This is a genomic window from Flavobacterium dankookense (assembly GCF_004362665.1).
Classification (GTDB): Bacteria; Bacteroidota; Bacteroidia; order Flavobacteriales; family Flavobacteriaceae; genus Flavobacterium; species Flavobacterium dankookense.
In genome coordinates this window covers 608,982-626,129 of record NZ_SNXR01000011.1, presented here as the reverse complement: position 1 = coordinate 626,129, position 17,148 = coordinate 608,982, and the positions used below count along the sequence as shown (strand labels likewise).

General features: G+C 33.0%; 12 protein-coding genes and 2 pseudogenes. 9 read left to right on the top strand and 5 right to left on the bottom strand.

The genetic code is table 11. The annotated features are described in order from the left end of the window. Positions 1-4,980 (bottom strand): annotated as a pseudogene (locus BC748_RS04015) (hypothetical protein); the annotation flags it as partial. A gap of 164 nt (positions 4,981-5,144) precedes the next feature. On the opposite strand from BC748_RS04015, the gene folE reads away from it, so the two are divergent. From folE to lgt, 4 genes are all read left to right on the top strand, one after another. Continuing rightward, a complete protein-coding gene (gene folE / locus BC748_RS04010) occupies positions 5,145-5,816 on the top strand; it encodes a GTP cyclohydrolase I FolE (protein ID WP_133532165.1) in 672 nt (223 codons plus the stop codon). Positions 5,817-5,840: 24 nt separating this feature from the next. Beyond that, positions 5,841-7,325 carry a cysteine--tRNA ligase gene (cysS, locus tag BC748_RS04005; protein ID WP_133532164.1) on the top strand — a complete coding sequence of 495 codons (1,485 nt, stop codon included), beginning with the start codon at positions 5,841-5,843 and terminating at the stop codon, positions 7,323-7,325. A gap of 24 nt (positions 7,326-7,349) precedes the next feature. After that, positions 7,350-7,598, top strand: a complete 249-nt coding sequence (gene yidD / locus BC748_RS04000) for a membrane protein insertion efficiency factor YidD (protein ID WP_133532186.1) — start codon at positions 7,350-7,352, stop codon at positions 7,596-7,598. A gap of 71 nt (positions 7,599-7,669) precedes the next feature. Continuing rightward, positions 7,670-8,578, top strand: coding sequence for a prolipoprotein diacylglyceryl transferase (gene lgt / locus BC748_RS03995; RefSeq protein ID WP_133532163.1), 909 nt, complete (start codon positions 7,670-7,672; stop codon positions 8,576-8,578). On the opposite strand, the gene arsB is transcribed toward lgt, so the two are convergent. The 4 genes from arsB to BC748_RS03975 all read right to left on the bottom strand — a co-directional run bounded on the left by arsB (position 8,575) and on the right by BC748_RS03975 (position 11,257). Further along, positions 8,575-9,606 (bottom strand): ACR3 family arsenite efflux transporter, encoded by a 1,032-nt coding sequence (gene arsB / locus BC748_RS03990; RefSeq protein ID WP_133532162.1) that lies wholly within the window; start codon positions 9,604-9,606, stop codon positions 8,575-8,577. The two genes, lgt and arsB, sit on opposite strands and share 4 nt — an antisense overlap. A gap of 4 nt (positions 9,607-9,610) precedes the next feature. Then, positions 9,611-10,222 carry an arsenate-mycothiol transferase ArsC gene (locus BC748_RS03985; RefSeq protein ID WP_133532161.1) on the bottom strand — a complete coding sequence of 204 codons (612 nt, stop codon included), beginning with the start codon at positions 10,220-10,222 and terminating at the stop codon, positions 9,611-9,613. Between the two features lie 202 nt (positions 10,223-10,424). Continuing rightward, positions 10,425-10,898 carry a DUF6428 family protein gene (locus BC748_RS03980; RefSeq protein ID WP_133532160.1) on the bottom strand — a complete coding sequence of 158 codons (474 nt, stop codon included), beginning with the start codon at positions 10,896-10,898 and terminating at the stop codon, positions 10,425-10,427. Between the two features lie 35 nt (positions 10,899-10,933). Then, on the bottom strand, positions 10,934-11,257 hold the full coding sequence (locus BC748_RS03975) for an ArsR/SmtB family transcription factor (RefSeq protein WP_133532159.1): 324 nt from the start codon (positions 11,255-11,257) through the stop codon (positions 10,934-10,936). Positions 11,258-11,394: 137 nt separating this feature from the next. Here BC748_RS03975 and tpx point away from each other — a divergent pair, with 137 nt between their 5' ends. The 5 genes and pseudogenes from tpx to BC748_RS03950 all read left to right on the top strand — a co-directional run. Then, entirely contained in the window at positions 11,395-11,892 is a 498-nt protein-coding gene (gene tpx, locus BC748_RS03970) for a thiol peroxidase (protein ID WP_133532158.1), read from the top strand. A 10-nt stretch (positions 11,893-11,902) separates the two neighbouring features. Then, positions 11,903-12,277, top strand: a complete 375-nt coding sequence (locus tag BC748_RS03965) for a diacylglycerol kinase family protein (RefSeq protein WP_133532157.1) — start codon at positions 11,903-11,905, stop codon at positions 12,275-12,277. Positions 12,278-12,320: 43 nt separating this feature from the next. Further along, entirely contained in the window at positions 12,321-14,804 is a 2,484-nt protein-coding gene (locus tag BC748_RS03960) for a DNA translocase FtsK (protein WP_133532156.1), read from the top strand. 4 nt (positions 14,805-14,808) lie between these two features. Beyond that, positions 14,809-15,447 (top strand): outer membrane lipoprotein periplasmic chaperone LolA1, encoded by a 639-nt coding sequence (gene lolA1 / locus BC748_RS03955; protein ID WP_133532185.1) that lies wholly within the window; start codon positions 14,809-14,811, stop codon positions 15,445-15,447. Positions 15,448-15,458: 11 nt separating this feature from the next. Beyond that, a pseudogene (locus tag BC748_RS03950) lies at positions 15,459-16,913 on the top strand (LptF/LptG family permease); the annotation flags it as partial. Between the last annotated feature and the right edge of the window lie 235 nt (positions 16,914-17,148).

Below are 17,148 nucleotides of genomic sequence, written 5' to 3'. Positions count from 1 at the left end.
CTCGTAACCTACTGCGCCTGTATAATCACATAGATGTAAATCCTCTGGAACCGTTGCCTCTGGCGTTGGGTTAACGATGAGTTCTAGTTCGACAAAGTTAGAACAACCTGTTGTGGTATAAAATACTCTAACATAGATGGTTTGTTGGTTAATAACAATATTGGAATATGGACTTGATTTAGCATTGGCGCCGATATTCGCATCATCTTGTGTTTCGTGGAAGGTTACTGTTACGCCTGCTTGTCCGCCTGTAATTGCTGTGATGGTTGAATCTAAATCGAACACACCAAAGCCATCGTTGTTTGGATCGCAATAGTTCAGCGGTTGCGGTACGTTGGCCGTTGGTCCTTCCGTAACGCGTAATAATTGTGTGGTTGTACTGTAACATCCTGTAGCGGTATATTCTACTCGAATGTAAATCGTTTGTCCATCATTGCCTAAAAAAGTGGTTGGTGATGGTATAGCATTTGTTGGTGTTTGAGCATCTGATAAACTTAAATAATACGTTACTGTTACGCCTGTTGCTCCTGCTGTGGTTACATTTTCATTTACCGTTAAATCAAACTCGGCTTGGGTCGTTGATGTACCAATACTACACTCAAATATCGGTAGTGGTGTTACAGCTACTGGCAACGGATTAACAACGATGTTAAATGAACTAACTGAGTTACATCCTGTAGCGACGTTTCTTATGTTAATCCAAATCGTTTGTGGTGCGCCAATAGTCGTATTGGTGTATAAATTTGGTAATGGATTAATTTGGTCTTCTGCGTCTTGTTGGGTTAGATAATAGCCTACCGTTAAACCTACTTGTCCGTTGATTATCTCTGCCGTTTTACTGTTTAAAGTAAAAACCTCTTCTCCATCGCCCGGATTGGTGTAATCACACAAGGCATAATCTGTAATAGTTGGATTAGCAAAGGGACGTGGATGCACAATTAATTGTAACGTTGTTGTTGAAAAACACGCTGGAGTTCCTGCAAAATAAGCTCGAACAAACAAAACTTGTGAATTTGAGTCAATAGTACAATAATTCGTGGGTAAAACAACACCACTTGTTGATGTTTCAAAAAACTCAACCACAACATTTGGATCGCCTCCTGTAATCTGATTTATCTTAGTCGTTAAATCAAATAAACAGGATAATCCGTCTGTGTTCTCATCACAAACTTCATAGGCAGTTGGTGTGTTGATGATTGGCGCGTCGTTGACTATGACCGTTGTGGATGCGGTTTGGGGTTGACTGCAATTAGCAAAACTACTTTCCTCAATATTAATTAATTCGTAATCAAAAGTACCTTCTGCATTTGTTGGTGCGTTAATAACTACAGTATTTCCAGAGGAAACAATAGTTGGTTGAACAACTGAATTTATTGAATAAGTTATAGTATATGGAGATGTTCCTCCTGAGCCAGTTATTATAATTTGTGGTTGTGGTGAGTTTAGACAAACAGAATCACCTCCTGTAATTGTTGCAGTTGGTAATTCATTTACAGTAACTGTAGATGTTCCTGTTTGCACTTGCGAACAAACTGGAGTTGTTGAACTTGAAACACTCGTTAAAGTATAAGTAAACACACCATCATTAGCCGCAGAAACTGGAATCGATACTGAATTCCCAATACTTGGCGCTGTTGTTTGACTTACACCATTGGTATCTAAATAAGTAAAAGTATATGGAGCAACTCCATTAGCTCCAGTAAAAGTGATTAATTGATTTGGCGAACCTTCACAAACAGTTATAGTACCTGAAATAGTTGCCGTTGGTAAATCAATTACATCAATCAAAATACTACCTGTTAAAGTTTGTCCACATGTTGTTGTTAAATTTTCAATACTAACAATTGTATATGTACTGTCAGCAGTTAATGCAGGTGTAGTTACTGTTGCAATTCCAGTTGTTCCAATATCTATAGTTTGGTTTGCCCCTGCATCAACATTATAAGTAACTCTAGTATTTGGTGTACCCGTAAAAGTAACAGTTGCTGTTTCTCCAGAACAAATTAAAATTGCTCCACTTATTGTAGCAGTTGGAATAGGATTAACTATTAAAAAGAAACTAGTTGTTCCAAAGAAAGTTGGAGTAGCATTATCTTCCATTCGAATAAAAATTTCTTGCCCATTTGTTCCTGAGAAGTTATTTATTGGAGAAATATCACCCGTTCCTGCATCAGCAGCAGTTTGAGATAAATGATAGGTTATTGTATAATTTAATGGATTATTTGCTCCATACGCTATTAATGTTTGAGGTGTAAAATCAAATGATGCTGTACCACTTCCAAAACTACTTTCACATAGTTCTAAATCAGGTACTGGATCAGGTTGGGGTGTACAATCGTCTAGAATTAATTCAAATTGTTTTACAACAATACAGCCATAAGTAGCAGAGGTAGCAGGATCAATTGGTTCGATTGCCATAAAAATAGATTGACCCGAACTAACAAATGCTGCTGGATCTGAAATAGCATTATCTAAAATTTCAGCATCTTCAAATGTTGTATGAAAAGTAATTAGATAATTATCTGGATCTAAAGTACCAAGAATGGTAGCAATATTTTCATTTAGATCAAAAATACCATCACATTCTTCTAAATCAACAGGCTCAGCAGTTAAATCAGGATTTACAGATAAGGTAACATCTGAAGTTGCTGTTTGTGGTACACCACAAATAGTATATTCTGCATTTAATGTGTAAGTTGTAGTTTCATCTGGACAAACTGTAATTGTTGGTCCTGTTCCAATTTCATCTGGTCCATCAAACCACTTAATTGTAACAGGTACATCTGGTCCTGTTGGAGTAAATCGCCATGCTTCTTCTGTTGCAGTCCAAGCTGATGAATCTCTTCCTGGCGCAGCTAGTGATGGTGGGTTTGCTCCACCACCTTTTATACCAATAGTTGCTCTTCCTTGTTCATGCGTACATGCACCAACTACTCTACTAGCAACATAAACCTCAATGATATTTGAAACTTCATATAAAACTATTTGAGATTTCTGTTCACCAGCTGAATAACCACAATTTGCTCCACCAAATAATCCAAGATTAAAATTAACAATTAGTTTTCTACAAGGTGCTTGACCAATAATATTAAAGTTCACTGTTCGCCCAAAACCGGAACCTGCTGGAGGAATTACAGCTGCATTTGTATCTTGATAAACACCTAAAATCATATTTCTAAAAGGTGCATCATCATATCCACCACCAGGAAAATTATTATTACTTAAAGGTGTTGCTGTATGCGCATATGAATTAGCATTTTGATCAGTAAATGGTGTATATATTTGGGAAGTAACAAAACTAATTACACCATTATCACCAATTTGTACTTTATTAAAATTAGTACCATAAAAACAAAAATCAAAAGGTAAGTCAAAAAGACCTGAATAAGTATCGTCTCGATCCAAAGGAAACTGAAAATAACTCGGGTCGTTAAATGGTGATTGTGGACAATAAGGAATACTCGAAACCGTATAACTAGTAGTTGACGGAATTGGTGAAATTTCAGCTTCTAATGTTCTACATTCATCTGTTGTACAAAGATAAGTATCAAGTGGCTTAGTTCCTGGAGCTGGTTGTGTTTCTACCGTGGCACAACCGTTGGGTACAACTGTTATGGTTATTATGTCACCTGTACCCAAATAATCTCTTTGACATTGAGTAAAAAAGTTCCTAACCGAAACTATAGTATAAACTCGGGTTAAATCTAAAGGTGGTGTAATAAAATTTCCAGTTCCACCTGCTCCAATATTAGCAATATAAGTGTTACCAATATCATTCGTAATAGTAACTGTTGATCCCGGAGTTCCAGTCAAAGTTATACTTGCAGTATTGTTAGGACAAATAGTAAAATCTATAGGAAAACTTGCAACTGGCAATGGATTGATTGTTACTGTAAATGATTTCGACATTGGAGCACAAGCTCCAACAGTAGATGTAACAGTATAAGTAGTTGTTACTGCAGGTGAAACTGTTGGATTATTACTATTTGGTGCAGTTAATGTTGCATCTGTTGGAGAAGCAGTCCAAGTATAACCTGTTGAACTTCCACTAACATTTAGAGTGATTGAACTTCCCAAGCATAGTGGTGAATTCGGTGTAGTCGTCAAGTTTGGACCAACAACTACATTAGCAAATGATACTGTATTTGCTGTAGGTAAAGCGCTGTCTGTAATAGAAATAGTGTAAACACCAGGAGGAATATTAGTAAAAAGACCTGTAGCATTATTTTGAGTTACAGGTCCAGAAATTGAATAATCTACATAAGGCACTGTTCCTCCAAAACCAAAGATTGCAATCTCACCATCATTAGCAGTAATACAATCTGCATTAACCACTTCATATGCTATCATTAAATCATCCGTTAGAAGAAAATCATCAACTGCAAAATCATTTCCAACTGCATTTGTATTTGAGTTTGATAATTCTATTTGTACAGTTGTGGCTGTAGCGATAAAACTGAATACAACTTGTCTCCAACCATCTGCCGGTAAAGGAGCTAAATTACTTCCTAATAATTGAGTAAAACCAGAACCACCCGAAACCAATTGTACATCAATATCTGCTTGTGTAGCCGTATCAACAACTAAATCCGATACTGATCTAATCCAATAACTAAAATAATAAGTAGTACCAATAGTCAAACCTGTTACTCCAGCTCCTGTATTTCCTGCTCTCCAAAAAGGTGGATTTCCTGCTGTGGTATTACCGTCGATAATTAGCATTCTTCCTGCACCTGTTGTATGATCTCCAACAAAATTAAAATCTGTTGTATTTAATGTTTTTGGATAATTTGTAACTGCAAAATTTCCTGGAACTGTTGTTCCAAATGAAGCTGTTGGCAATTGAGAATATCCAGCTCCGTTAGTAACAAAACCAATTCCAGAACCACCAGTTTCAAAACTGCTATTAGTTAGTAAATTTTGGGCATTTGAATAAAAGCATGAAAACAAAAGTATAAGAAGTAATAGTTTACTTTTCATATGAGCTATTTTTTTTAATTGAGGAGCGAAATTTACAAAAATTTAAGAAATATTTATCCTTAATTTTAAATATTTTCAATTATTAACACTATACGAGTTTGATATAATATAATTATTTATCTTTGCACCTTTATTAAATAATCCCAATAATATTATAGTTTTAAATGATAAATCATAACGATTCACAAGACGAAATTGGTGAAAATCACATCGCAACAAGTGCAAATAATCCTGTAAGAAAAGATGCTTTTGATATTACTGATGATAAAAAAATTGAACTAATAAAAAAAGATGTCGAAAACATACTTTTAACATTAGGTATGGATTTGTCAGATGATAGCTTAAAAGGAACTCCAAATAGAGTAGCAAAAATGTTTGTAAAAGAGATATTTGGAGGTTTAAATCCTAACAAAAAACCAAGTTCTTCTACTTTTGCAAATAATTATAAATATGGTGAAATGTTGGTCGAAAAAAACATCACTCTATATTCAACATGCGAACATCATTTACTTCCAATTGTTGGTCGTGCTCACGTGGCTTACATTTCAAATGGAACTGTAGTTGGACTTTCTAAAATGAATAGAATTGTTGACTATTTTGCCAAAAGACCTCAAGTCCAAGAACGATTAACGATGCAAATTGTCCAAGAATTACAAAAAGTATTAAATACTGAAGATGTGGCTTGTGTAATTGATGCTAAACATCTGTGTGTAAACTCGAGAGGAATTCGCGATATTGAAAGCAGTACGGTAACCTCAGAATTTGGCGGAAAATTTAAAGACGAACAAACACGTCGTGAATTTTTAGACTATATCAAATTAGACACTTCTTTTTAATCTTAAGTTTTAAATAATCTACAAATGCAAACATACGATAAACAATCTTTAGAAATTTATAATACAATTTCTGGCAAAAAAGAAACCTTTACTCCTATTCACAAAGGAAATATTGGAATGTATGTTTGTGGACCAACGGTTTATAGCAACGTTCACCTAGGAAATGTTAGAACTTTTATGTCTTTTGATATGATTTACCGCTATTTTCTTCATCTTGATTATAAAGTTCGTTATGTTAGAAATATCACAGACGCTGGACATTTAACCGATGATGGCGATGTTGAAAATGATAGATTTGTTAAACAATCGCGTCTTGAAAAATTAGAACCAATGGAAGTGGTTCAAAAATATACAGTAGATTTCCATAAAGTGCTTGACACTTTCAATTTTCTTCCACCAACTATTGAGCCAACTGCAACTGGACATATCATCGAGCAAATTGAACTTATTCAAAAATTAGTTGAGAAAGGTTTTGCTTATGTAAGTAATGGTTCTGTTTATTTTGATGTAATCGAATACAATAAACGTGGTTTGAATTATGGAGAACTAAGCAATCGAAATATCGAAGAACTTTTTGCTCAAACTCGAGATCTTGATGGACAAGACGAAAAGAAAAACCCTCAAGATTTTGCACTGTGGAAAAATGCTTCTCCAGCACACATCATGCGTTGGAACTCACCTTGGGGCGAAGGTTTTCCTGGTTGGCATTTAGAATGTACTGCAATGAGTACAAAATATCTAGGCGAAACTTTTGATATTCACGGCGGTGGAATGGATTTAAAGTTTCCTCATCACGAATGTGAAATAGCACAAGGAAAAGCTTGCAACAATCATTCACCGGTTAATTATTGGATGCATACTAACATGCTCACAATGAACGGACAACGAATGAGTAAGTCAACTGGAAATTATATTTTACCATTAGAATTAATCGAAGGAAAAAATGACTTTTTCGAAAAAGAATTTCATCCATCAATAGTTCGTTTTTGCTTTCTACAAGCACATTATCGCAGTGTTTTAGATATTTCTAATGATGCAATGGTGGCTTCAGAAAAAGGATTTAATCGATTAATGGAAGGAATAGAAGTTCTAAAATCAATCCAACCAAGTGCAAACTCAACAATTGATATTTCATCATGGAGAAAAAATTGCTATGACGCCATGAATGACGATTTCAATACACCAGTTCTTATTGCCAATTTATTTGAAGGAATTCGTTTTGTAAATATCGTAAATGACGGAAAAGAAACTTTAAACAAAGAAGATTTAGATTTACTTTCTAAGACTTTAAATGAATTTATTTTCGATGTTTTGGGAATTAAAAATGAAAAAGCAACAGCAAACAACTCAGATAAATTAGCAAGTGTAATCGAAATGTTAATTAGCATGAGAAATGAAGCTAGAGCCAATAAAAACTTTGCTTTGTCAGACCAAATTAGAGATCAACTTTTAGCTTTAGGAATTCAACTGAAAGACGGAAAAGAAGGAACAAGTTTCAGTTTTCAATAATTTCAAATTAGAAATCAGGTGAAAATTTCACTAAAAAAAATAGCTATTACTCCTTTCCTATTTCTAATTTATTTTTATAAAATAGTGCTTTCGCCTTTGCTACCAATGAAATGTAGATTTGAACCATCGTGTTCGACTTATTTTGTTCAAAGCTTACAAATTCATGGATTGTTTTATGGTTTCTATCTTGGAACAAAACGAATTTTAAGTTGCCATCCTTGGGGAAAAAGCGGCTATGATCCTGTTCCTGAGAAAAAATGTAACCATAAATAAAACTTAAACTTGTTAATAATCTGATTTATATTATTATTTTTGAAATCCCTAAAACAATAAATAATCACGACATGATTTGGAATCCATCTGAAGGAATAGATATAGGTTTTTTTACCATACGATATTATAGTTTAATGTTCGTTATTGCTTTCGGACTTGGTTGGTATATCATGAAACATATTTATCAAAGAGAAAATGAATCTCTAGATAAATTAGATACTTTATTCATTTGGACAGTAATTGCTACTTTACTTGGCGCTCGATTAGGACATGTCTTTTTCTACGATTGGGAATATTACAGAAATCATCTTTCAGAAATATTGTTGCCTTTTTCTTTTGAAAATGGGTTTGAATTTACAGGTTTTAGAGGATTAGCAAGTCATGGAGCAGCAATTGCCATCATTATAGCCGTTTATTTCTATTGCAAAAAAGTTATCAAACGACCAATACTTTGGATGTTAGATAGAGTTGTAATTCCAGTAGCATGTGGAGCAATATTTGTTAGATTAGGAAATTTTTTCAATTCAGAAATTATAGGAAAACCGACGGATTCATCTTTTGGAGTGAAATTCATTAGAGACAATTATTCCGCTGCTGAAGCTGTGACGCTAACTAAAATAAACAATGTTAACGATGCTTATTCCGCTATTGCAATTAATCCAAGTTTTTCTGCTTTGTTAGAAAATATTCCCGCAAAACATCCTGCACAACTTTATGAAGCATTTGGTTATGTAATCGTTTTTCTGATTCTTTTTCTTTTATACTGGAAAACAGATACTCGTGAAAAACACGGATTGATTTTCGGTTATTTCTTAGTTATGCTTTGGTCTGTTCGATTTTTAGTAGAATTTGTAAAAGAAAGTCAAGGAGGAATTGAGGAAACTTTCGGTCTATTATCAACAGGTCAATGGTTAAGTATTCCATTTATTTTAGTTGGAATTTATTACATTTTTGTTGCCGAAAAACCAGTTGAAGTTTAATTATAAAATTTCTTCCGCAACCAAAATGCAACATTAACTAAAATAATTAATGCTGGAACTTCTACTAAAGGTCCAATAACTCCAGCAAAAGCTTGTCCGCTATTGATTCCGAAAACACCAATGGAAACAGCAATCGCCAACTCAAAATTGTTTCCAGAAGCGGTGAACGATAACGCAACAGCATCACGATAATTAGCTCCAATTTTTTTGGCCACAAAAAACATCAGGAAGAACATAATTGCGAAGAAGATTACTAATGGAATAGCAACTCGCACCACGTCCATTGGCAAATCAACAATCATTTCGCCTTTTAAACTAAACATTATTACAATCGTAAAAAGTAAAGCAATCAAAGTTATTGGAGAAACAAAAGGAATGAATTTTTGATTGAAAAATTTATCTCCTAAATATTTTTTAATTGCAAAACGACTAATTACTGCTAACGCAAACGGAATTCCTAAATAAATTCCAACCGTTTGAGCGATTTCGGCAATTGTGATATTTAATTCTAATCCTCTAATTCCAAATAATGGCAACATAATCTCTAAATAAAAATAGGCATACAAACTAAAGAAAAAGACTTGCAACAAACTATTAATTCCGATTAATCCAGCAGTTAATTCGCGGTTTCCTTCGGCTAGTTCGTTCCAAACAATTACCATCGCAATGCAAGGTGCAATTCCGATAATGATTAAACCAGTCATGTATTCGGGATAGTCTTTCAAGAAAAAAGTAGCTAATAAAAACATCAAAAACGGACCAAAAATCCAAGTGATGAAAAACGAAGCTGATAGTAATTTTGGTTTTTCAAACATTTGAGGCACTTTAGAAAAATCGATTTTGGTTAATGGCGGATACATCATCAAAATCAACCCAATCGCCAATGGAACATTCGTAGTTCCAGAAGAAAACGAATTAATAAAATCGGCTGAATTCGGAATAAAATAACCAATTGAAACACCAATTAGCATTGCAAGAAATATCCAAAGTGTTAGAAATCGGTCTAAAAATCCTAATCGTTTTTTCATCGTATTATTTTTTTACTTGAGAAAACACAAAATACATTTCACTTGCAATTTGCAAACTGCGTTCAGCGTATTTCTCATTCATTAAATCAGTTCCATCAAAAGCTTTTGGATCATCGTATTTTATTGGAAATCTTGCTTCTGCACCAAAAACCATCGGACAACCTTCATCAGCATTATTGCAAGTCATGATGGCTCCAAAATTGCTTTTCGGATTAAAATCGTCAAAATACGTTTTGGAAAAACAAATGATAGAATGCTGATTTTTATCAAATTTCACGGCGTAAACTGGATTTTGTGCTTCGCTTAATTTCTGAATTTCAAATCCTTGATTTACTAAAGTTTCGCCCACTTTTGGAAACATTGCTGTTGCTTCTGTTCCTCCAGAATAACAAAATACTTTTTGAATTCCGAAATGAAACGCCATTGTTTGAGCCCAAATTTGAGATAAGTGACTTCTTCTAGAATTGTGTGTACAAATGAAGTTCAATCGAATTTCTTCGTTAGCATTCACTTTGTTTTGAATGTAGTCAACTAAAGGGTTTACTACTTCTTTTCGCTCGTTTGATACTGCTATTTCAGTTAAAGATTGAATAGTTTTTGATAAATTTTCTAACATGTTATTTCTTTTTTTAAGTACAAAAAATAAAATTATGAGTGATGTCTAGCCCTGATTGCAATGGAAAGCTTTTTGTAAAAGAAAACTAGTTTTTTGTTTCTAAAAAAAAAGCGACCAACGGAAGCTCTTTTTTTTGATTACAAAAACAGTTTTCTTTGCAAAAACTTGTAATGAAAAGCAGGGTTAGCTTCAAAAAATAAGCTTAACAACAACCTGAATTTGGCGCACAAGATGTTTCCTTTTGCTTCCACTCGCCTATTTTGGTTTTCAATTTTTCTGGTGGAATTCCGCAGTTATCTTTGGCTAAACAATCGGTTAATTTTGATTTTAATTGGAAATTAGTTCCATCAAAATCCAAGCTAAATTTTCCGATAGTTTCCTTCATTTGATATTCGACTTCGATTTCTAAATCTGGAATTTGAAGTTTTTCTTCCGATAATTCGATGATATGAACCAATTTTTCAGGATGCAATCTATGATCGTAATCGTTGGCTTCCCAAAGTTGAAAATTGACAACTTCTTCGTTTCTAACAACGCCACCGCAATCGATGAAATGTTTCGTTATTTTGCCCACTTCGGTAACGTGAAAATGGCTTGGAACCAATTCGCCATTAGGCAGTTGAAATGCAATTTGAGTAAGATTTTTTAACTGACTTTTTATTTCTGAAAGTTTCATTTTTTAGTGATAAGTGATTAGTAAATAGTGACTAGTTAACAACATTTATTCTTCAGTTTATGTCGAATTACACCAAAGTGATTTTCGATTTTATCAATCGTATCAGGATTAATGCAGTAACAAATGGCTGTTCCTTCGATAGTTCCTTTGATGATGTTAGCGTTTTTTAATTCTTTTAAATGTTGCGAAATTGTCGGTTGTGCTAGAGGCAATTCGTTGACAATATCACCACAAATACAAGTATCAACAGTTAATAAATAGTCTACAATTGCAATTCTCGCTGGATGCGAAAGCGCTTTAAATAAGCTTGCCATCTCGTTATGTTCTACAGAAAACGAATCTGATTTTGAAGCTCCCATTTTTATCTAAATTTATATATTGCAATATTACGATATATAAATACAACTTACCTAATTATAAATGTTAAAATTTGAAATGAATTCACAATTATAATTCGAAAAAAATTCATACTTTTGATGTCTAAAAATTTATTCTAATGGCATCAATAACTCTTGGAGGAAATCCAATAAACACAAACGGTGAATTACCAAAAGTAGGTTCAAAAGCACCAGAATTTCAATTAGTAAAAAACGATTTATCTATAACTTCGTTAGCCGATTTTGCTGGAAGCAAATTGGTTTTAAATATTTTTCCAAGTATCGATACTGGAACATGTGCTACTTCGGTTAGAACTTTTAACGCAAAAGCAAGTGCTTTGGAGAATACAAAAGTGTTATGTATTTCAAGAGATTTACCTTTTGCTCAAAAGCGTTTTTGTGGTGCAGAAGGATTAGAAAACGTTGTTAATTTGTCTGATTTCAATACTGGAAATTTCGGAAAAGACTATGGTTTAGAAATTACGGATAGTGTTTTAGCAGGTTTGCATTCAAGAGTAATTATCGTTTTAGACGAAAACGGAATTGTAAAATATACAGAACAAGTTCCAGAAATTGCTGATGAACCAAATTATGAATTAGCACTAGCTTCGTTATAATTTCATAGGAATGGAATTCGAAAAAGACAACTCGTTTTTTACCGGAAGATTAAAAAGTATTGGCTTTGCTTTTAAAGGTGCTTATAAACTAATTACGACTGAACATAGCGTAATGGTGCAATCTACCATTGCTGTATTACTCATCATTGCAGGGTTTATCTTCGAAATTTCTCGTTTAGAATGGATGATGCAACTACTTGCTTTTGGATTGGTATTAGGCATTGAAAGTCTCAATACAGCTGTAGAAAAACTGGCCGATTTCATTCATCCTGAATTTCATAATAAAATTGGTTTTATTAAAGATATTGCCGCTGGAGCTGTTTTATTTTCAGCAATGGCCGCAATCGCTATTGGACTATTGATTTATGTTCCAAAATTTATGTAACTCTCAATTAAATTTCTATTTTTATAGCAATTAAAATGTACTAATGGCAAAAACAGTAAAAAAAGAAACTACAGAAGCTAAAGATAAAAACCCAAGCAAAAACACCAACAGACTTAAACAATATAGAGTACTTTTGGGTTTTGTATTGGTGATTTCGGCAATAGCCTTGTTGCTTTCTTTCATTTCATTTTTTATCCACGGACAACACGACCAAAGTGCTGTAAATGATATAACCGATAGAAAAGAAGTTGTTGGAAATTGGTTAGGCAAATTTGGCGCTTATGTTTCCGATTTATTTATTTACAGAGGTTTTGGCGCAGCATCATTTCTTTTTGTGAAATTATTTTTTCTGAGTGGTGCTTTTTTATTATTGGATTTACCACTTAAAAAACTTAAAAACACTTGGTTTTGGGATTTATTTGCCATAATCATTTTATCCATTTGTTTTGGCTTTTTTGCTACTTCATTACCCGAACTTGGCGGAACAGTTGGTTATGAAATGAACTTGTTCTTTCAAGATTATATGGGCAAAATAGGAACGTTACTTTTAGTAGTATTTTCTATAATTGTATACATTGTTTTCAAGATAAAAGTTTCTCCTGATTCGATAAAATCGTTCTTTGAAAAGAAACGAAAAGACATAAGCGATGATATTAAAAATATGACCGAAAACAAAGGAAATATTTCACCAACAGCTTCACAGGAATACAATTTAGAAGAATTTGCTGTTGCAGAAGTTGAGGAAGAAGAAATTCCTGAACCAACATTGATTACATCTAATTTTGAAATCAATAAAGAGTCATTAAAACCAACCATTGAACATGCTTCAGAAATTAACTTAGAACCAACTATAAAACCAATAACTCCTACTCCAATACCAACTTTGGTTGTGGAAAATTCACAAGTTACAGAACCAGTTCAAACAGTAATTGAGGAAGATTTTGTCATCGAAAAAGCTGCCGATGAAGATGTTGTAGAAGAAAACCTTGCTGCCAAATTAGTTGCTGATTTTGGTGAATTTGATCCAACTTTAGAACTTTCAAATTATAAATTCCCAACAATTGACTTGCTAAAAGACTATGCATCCGTTGGAATTACAATCAATCAAGAAGAATTAGAAGAAAACAAAAATCGAATTGTAGAAACACTTCGCAACTATAAAATTGATATTGCTCAAATAAAAGCAACAGTTGGACCATCGGTTACTTTGTATGAAATCGTTCCAGAAGCTGGAATTCGAATTTCAAAAATTAAAAGCTTAGAAGATGATATTGCACTTTCGTTAGCTGCATTAGGAATTCGTATCATTGCTCCTATTCCAGGAAAAGGAACAATTGGTATTGAAGTTCCAAATAAAAATCCAACGATGGTTCCGATGAGAACTGTTATTTCTTCAGCAAAATTTCAAGAAGCGGAAATGGAACTTCCTATTGCTTTAGGAAAAACAATTTCTAACGAAACTTTTGTAGTTGATTTAGCCAAAATGCCTCACTTGTTAATGGCTGGAGCAACTGGACAAGGAAAATCAGTTGGACTGAATGCGGTATTAACTTCATTATTATACAAAAAACATCCAGCAGAAGTTAAATTTGTTTTGGTCGATCCAAAGAAAGTGGAACTTACTTTGTTTAATAAAATTGAACGTCATTATTTAGCCAAACTACCTGATGTAGAAGATGCAATAATCACAGATAACTCAAAGGTAATCAACACCTTAAATTCTCTTTGTGTTGAAATGGACAATCGCTATTCTTTATTAAAAGACGCAATGGTTCGCAACATTAAAGAGTACAATGAAAAGTTTAAATCGCGTAAATTAAATCCTGAAAACGGTCATCGTTTTTTACCTTACATAGTTTTGGTAGTTGATGAGTTTGCCGATTTGATCATGACAGCAGGTAAAGAAGTAGAAACACCAATTGCTCGTTTGGCTCAGTTGGCTCGTGCTATTGGAATACACTTAATCATCGCTACACAAAGACCTTCTGTTAACGTAATTACGGGTATGATTAAGGCAAATTTCCCAGCGAGAATTGCTTTTAGAGTAACATCAAAAATCGATTCAAGAACTATTCTTGATACTGGTGGTGCAGATCAACTTATTGGACGTGGTGATTTATTATTTTCAAATGGAAATGATTTAGTTCGTGTGCAATGTGCTTTTGTTGATACACCAGAAGTTGAAAAAATTGTAGATTATATTGGCGCACAGAAAGCGTATCCAAGTGCTTACTTATTACCCGAATATGTTGGAGAAGAAGGAAGTAGCGTTAATTTAGAATATGATATTTCAGATAGAGATAGCTTATTTAGAGAAGCTGCAGAAATAATTGTTACCGCTCAGCAAGGTTCGGCATCATTATTGCAAAGAAAATTGAAACTGGGTTACAATCGTGCAGGTAGATTGATAGATCAATTAGAAGCTGCTGGAATTGTTGGTCCTTTTGAAGGAAGTAAAGCAAGAAGTGTCAACATCACTGATTTGTCTTCTTTAGAACAATTTTTAAACAATGAACAAAACAATTAGTAACATGAAAAATGTAATATCATTAGTTTTAGTATTTCTTTTGAGCTTTTCGATGAATGCTCAAGACAAAAAAGCTAAAGATTTATTAGACCAAGTAACTGCAAAAATCAAATCCTACGATAACATAGTGATTGATTTTAAATATTCTCTGTATAACAGTAAAGAAAACATCAATAAAGAAAGTAAGGGTAATGTAATATTAGATGGAAATAAGTATTATCTAAGTTTTATGGGCATTACTAAAATCTTTGATGGTAAAAAGAATTACACCATTGTACCTGAAGATGAAGAAATTACTATATCAGGTATTGAAGAAAAAGGAGATAATTCTATTACTCCAGCCAAGATGCTAACGTTTTTCAATTCAGGATACAAATATTTTTGGGACATCACACAGGATGTTAAAGGCAGAAAAATTCAATACATTAAATTAGTTCCTACAAACGCTAAAGATTCAAGAAAAGAAATCCTTCTAGGTATTGATTCGCAAACGAAAAACATCTATAATGTTATTGAAATTGGAAAAAATGGTACAAAAACGACTTTGACTGTTAATTCTTTTAAAACAAATCAACCCTTATCAAAAAATCAGTTTACCTTTGTTGCCAGTAAATATCCTAATTACTACATCAACAAAATATAGCTTTAACACAAGTGAAAATACTTGACAAGTACTTACTAAAATTATTCATCTCAACATTTACAACTGTATTTGTCATTCTTTTTTTTATTTTCATTCTTCAAACGGTTTGGTTATTTATAGCTGAATTAGCAGGAAAGGATTTAGATTTTATATCCGTTATCAAATTTCTTTTATTTGCCATGCCACGCGTTGTTCCTCTGGTTCTGCCGCTATCGGTATTATTGGCGTCTATTATGACTTTTGGTAGCTTGGCAGAAAATTATGAGTTTGCAGCTATGAAATCTTCCGGAATATCGTTAGGAAGAGCGATGAAATACTTGACGGCTTTTATTCTTCTTTTGAGTGTTGTTGCTTTTATTTTTGCCAATAATGTTATTCCTTATGCTGAATATAAGTTCATCAACTTCAGGAGAAATATTGCTCAAGTAAAACCCGCAATGGCAATTGCCGAAGGTCAATTTAGTGAAGTTGGAACCTATACCATTAAAGTAGAAAAAAAATCAGGCGATGAAGGACGCTATTTAGATAAAGTCACCATACACAAAAAAGCTAATTTTTCAACAGGAAGTTCAACCATCATTAAAGCTAAAAAAGGTGAATTAATAAGTAGTGAAAACTCTAATGTTCTAAAATTGGTTTTAAAAGATGGTCACTATTACGAGGATATTATTCCAAAAAAGTATGAAGAACGCAATAAAGTTCCTTTTGCTAAAAGTGATTTTCAAAAATATGTCATTAACATTGATTTATCAAAGTTAAATAATGTAAAACTTGATGAAGAGCAAATAACCAACACAAACACAATGCTTACTGTTGGTGAATTAAATTATACTCTAGATTCACTATCAAAAAATTATAAAAAAGATTTAATTTCCTATGTTGACAACATCAGTGAACGAACAGGAATTATAACTAGTAAACCAGCTGTTGGTGTTCCAAATATTGCTATTGATACGATAAATGTGAGCAATAAATTCCAAAATAACACATTATTATCAAACTTTAATAAATCCGAAAAAGAGCAAATCTTAAAAGTTGCAAGTAGCAATATTGAAACTAATAAATTTTCAATAGAAAGCTCTAAATATGAATTTGAAGGCAAAGTAAAAAACATAAACCTTCATTGGATTGCCCTGTATGATAAATTTGTTATTGGTTTTTCCTGTATATTGATGTTCTTTATTGGTGCGCCACTTGGAGCAATTATTAGAAAAGGTGGATTGGGATTGCCAATTGTATTTGCAGTGATGATTTTTATCATTTTCCACTTTGTGAATACTTTTGGAAAAAAACTTGCACAAGAAAACGGAATTACACCTTTTCTTGGTTGTTGGATGTCAACTATAATTTTACTTCCGTTAGCTATATTTTTAACAAAAAGAGCAACCAATGACAAAGGAGTTTCAGTTGATTTTGATTGGTTCACAAATAGTATTGCGTTCGTTACTAAATTGTTGAAATCAAAAAATCCAAAACTACAAGCAAGTGAAAATATTTCCGAAATAAAAGGCGTTTCAGAAGATACAAAAGCCATTCAAAAAAAGGAAGAAGTTATTGATTTGATTTCTATTTCAGAAAAAACAAACCAATATAATAAACTGAGTTTAGTAGCTTTATTTGTCAATATATTTCTCCTCATTTTATTCATAATAGATATTGAAAATACAATAATGCAAATTTTAAAAGTGGTTTTAATTTTAG

Coding starts and splice junctions, on each gene's coding strand:
- BC748_RS03960 (WP_133532156.1), top strand. CDS start 12,321: ATGGCAAAAACAGTAAAAAAAGAAACTACAGAAGCTAAAGATAAAAAC.
- lolA1 (WP_133532185.1), top strand. CDS start 14,809: ATGAAAAATGTAATATCATTAGTTTTAGTATTTCTTTTGAGCTTTTCG.
- BC748_RS03975 (WP_133532159.1), bottom strand. CDS start 11,257: ATGGGAGCTTCAAAATCAGATTCGTTTTCTGTAGAACATAACGAGATG.
- BC748_RS03985 (WP_133532161.1), bottom strand. CDS start 10,222: ATGTTAGAAAATTTATCAAAAACTATTCAATCTTTAACTGAAATAGCA.
- folE (WP_133532165.1), top strand. CDS start 5,145: ATGATAAATCATAACGATTCACAAGACGAAATTGGTGAAAATCACATC.
- cysS (WP_133532164.1), top strand. CDS start 5,841: ATGCAAACATACGATAAACAATCTTTAGAAATTTATAATACAATTTCT.
- tpx (WP_133532158.1), top strand. CDS start 11,395: ATGGCATCAATAACTCTTGGAGGAAATCCAATAAACACAAACGGTGAA.
- lgt (WP_133532163.1), top strand. CDS start 7,670: ATGATTTGGAATCCATCTGAAGGAATAGATATAGGTTTTTTTACCATA.
- BC748_RS03965 (WP_133532157.1), top strand. CDS start 11,903: ATGGAATTCGAAAAAGACAACTCGTTTTTTACCGGAAGATTAAAAAGT.
- arsB (WP_133532162.1), bottom strand. CDS start 9,606: ATGAAAAAACGATTAGGATTTTTAGACCGATTTCTAACACTTTGGATA.
- BC748_RS03980 (WP_133532160.1), bottom strand. CDS start 10,898: ATGAAACTTTCAGAAATAAAAAGTCAGTTAAAAAATCTTACTCAAATT.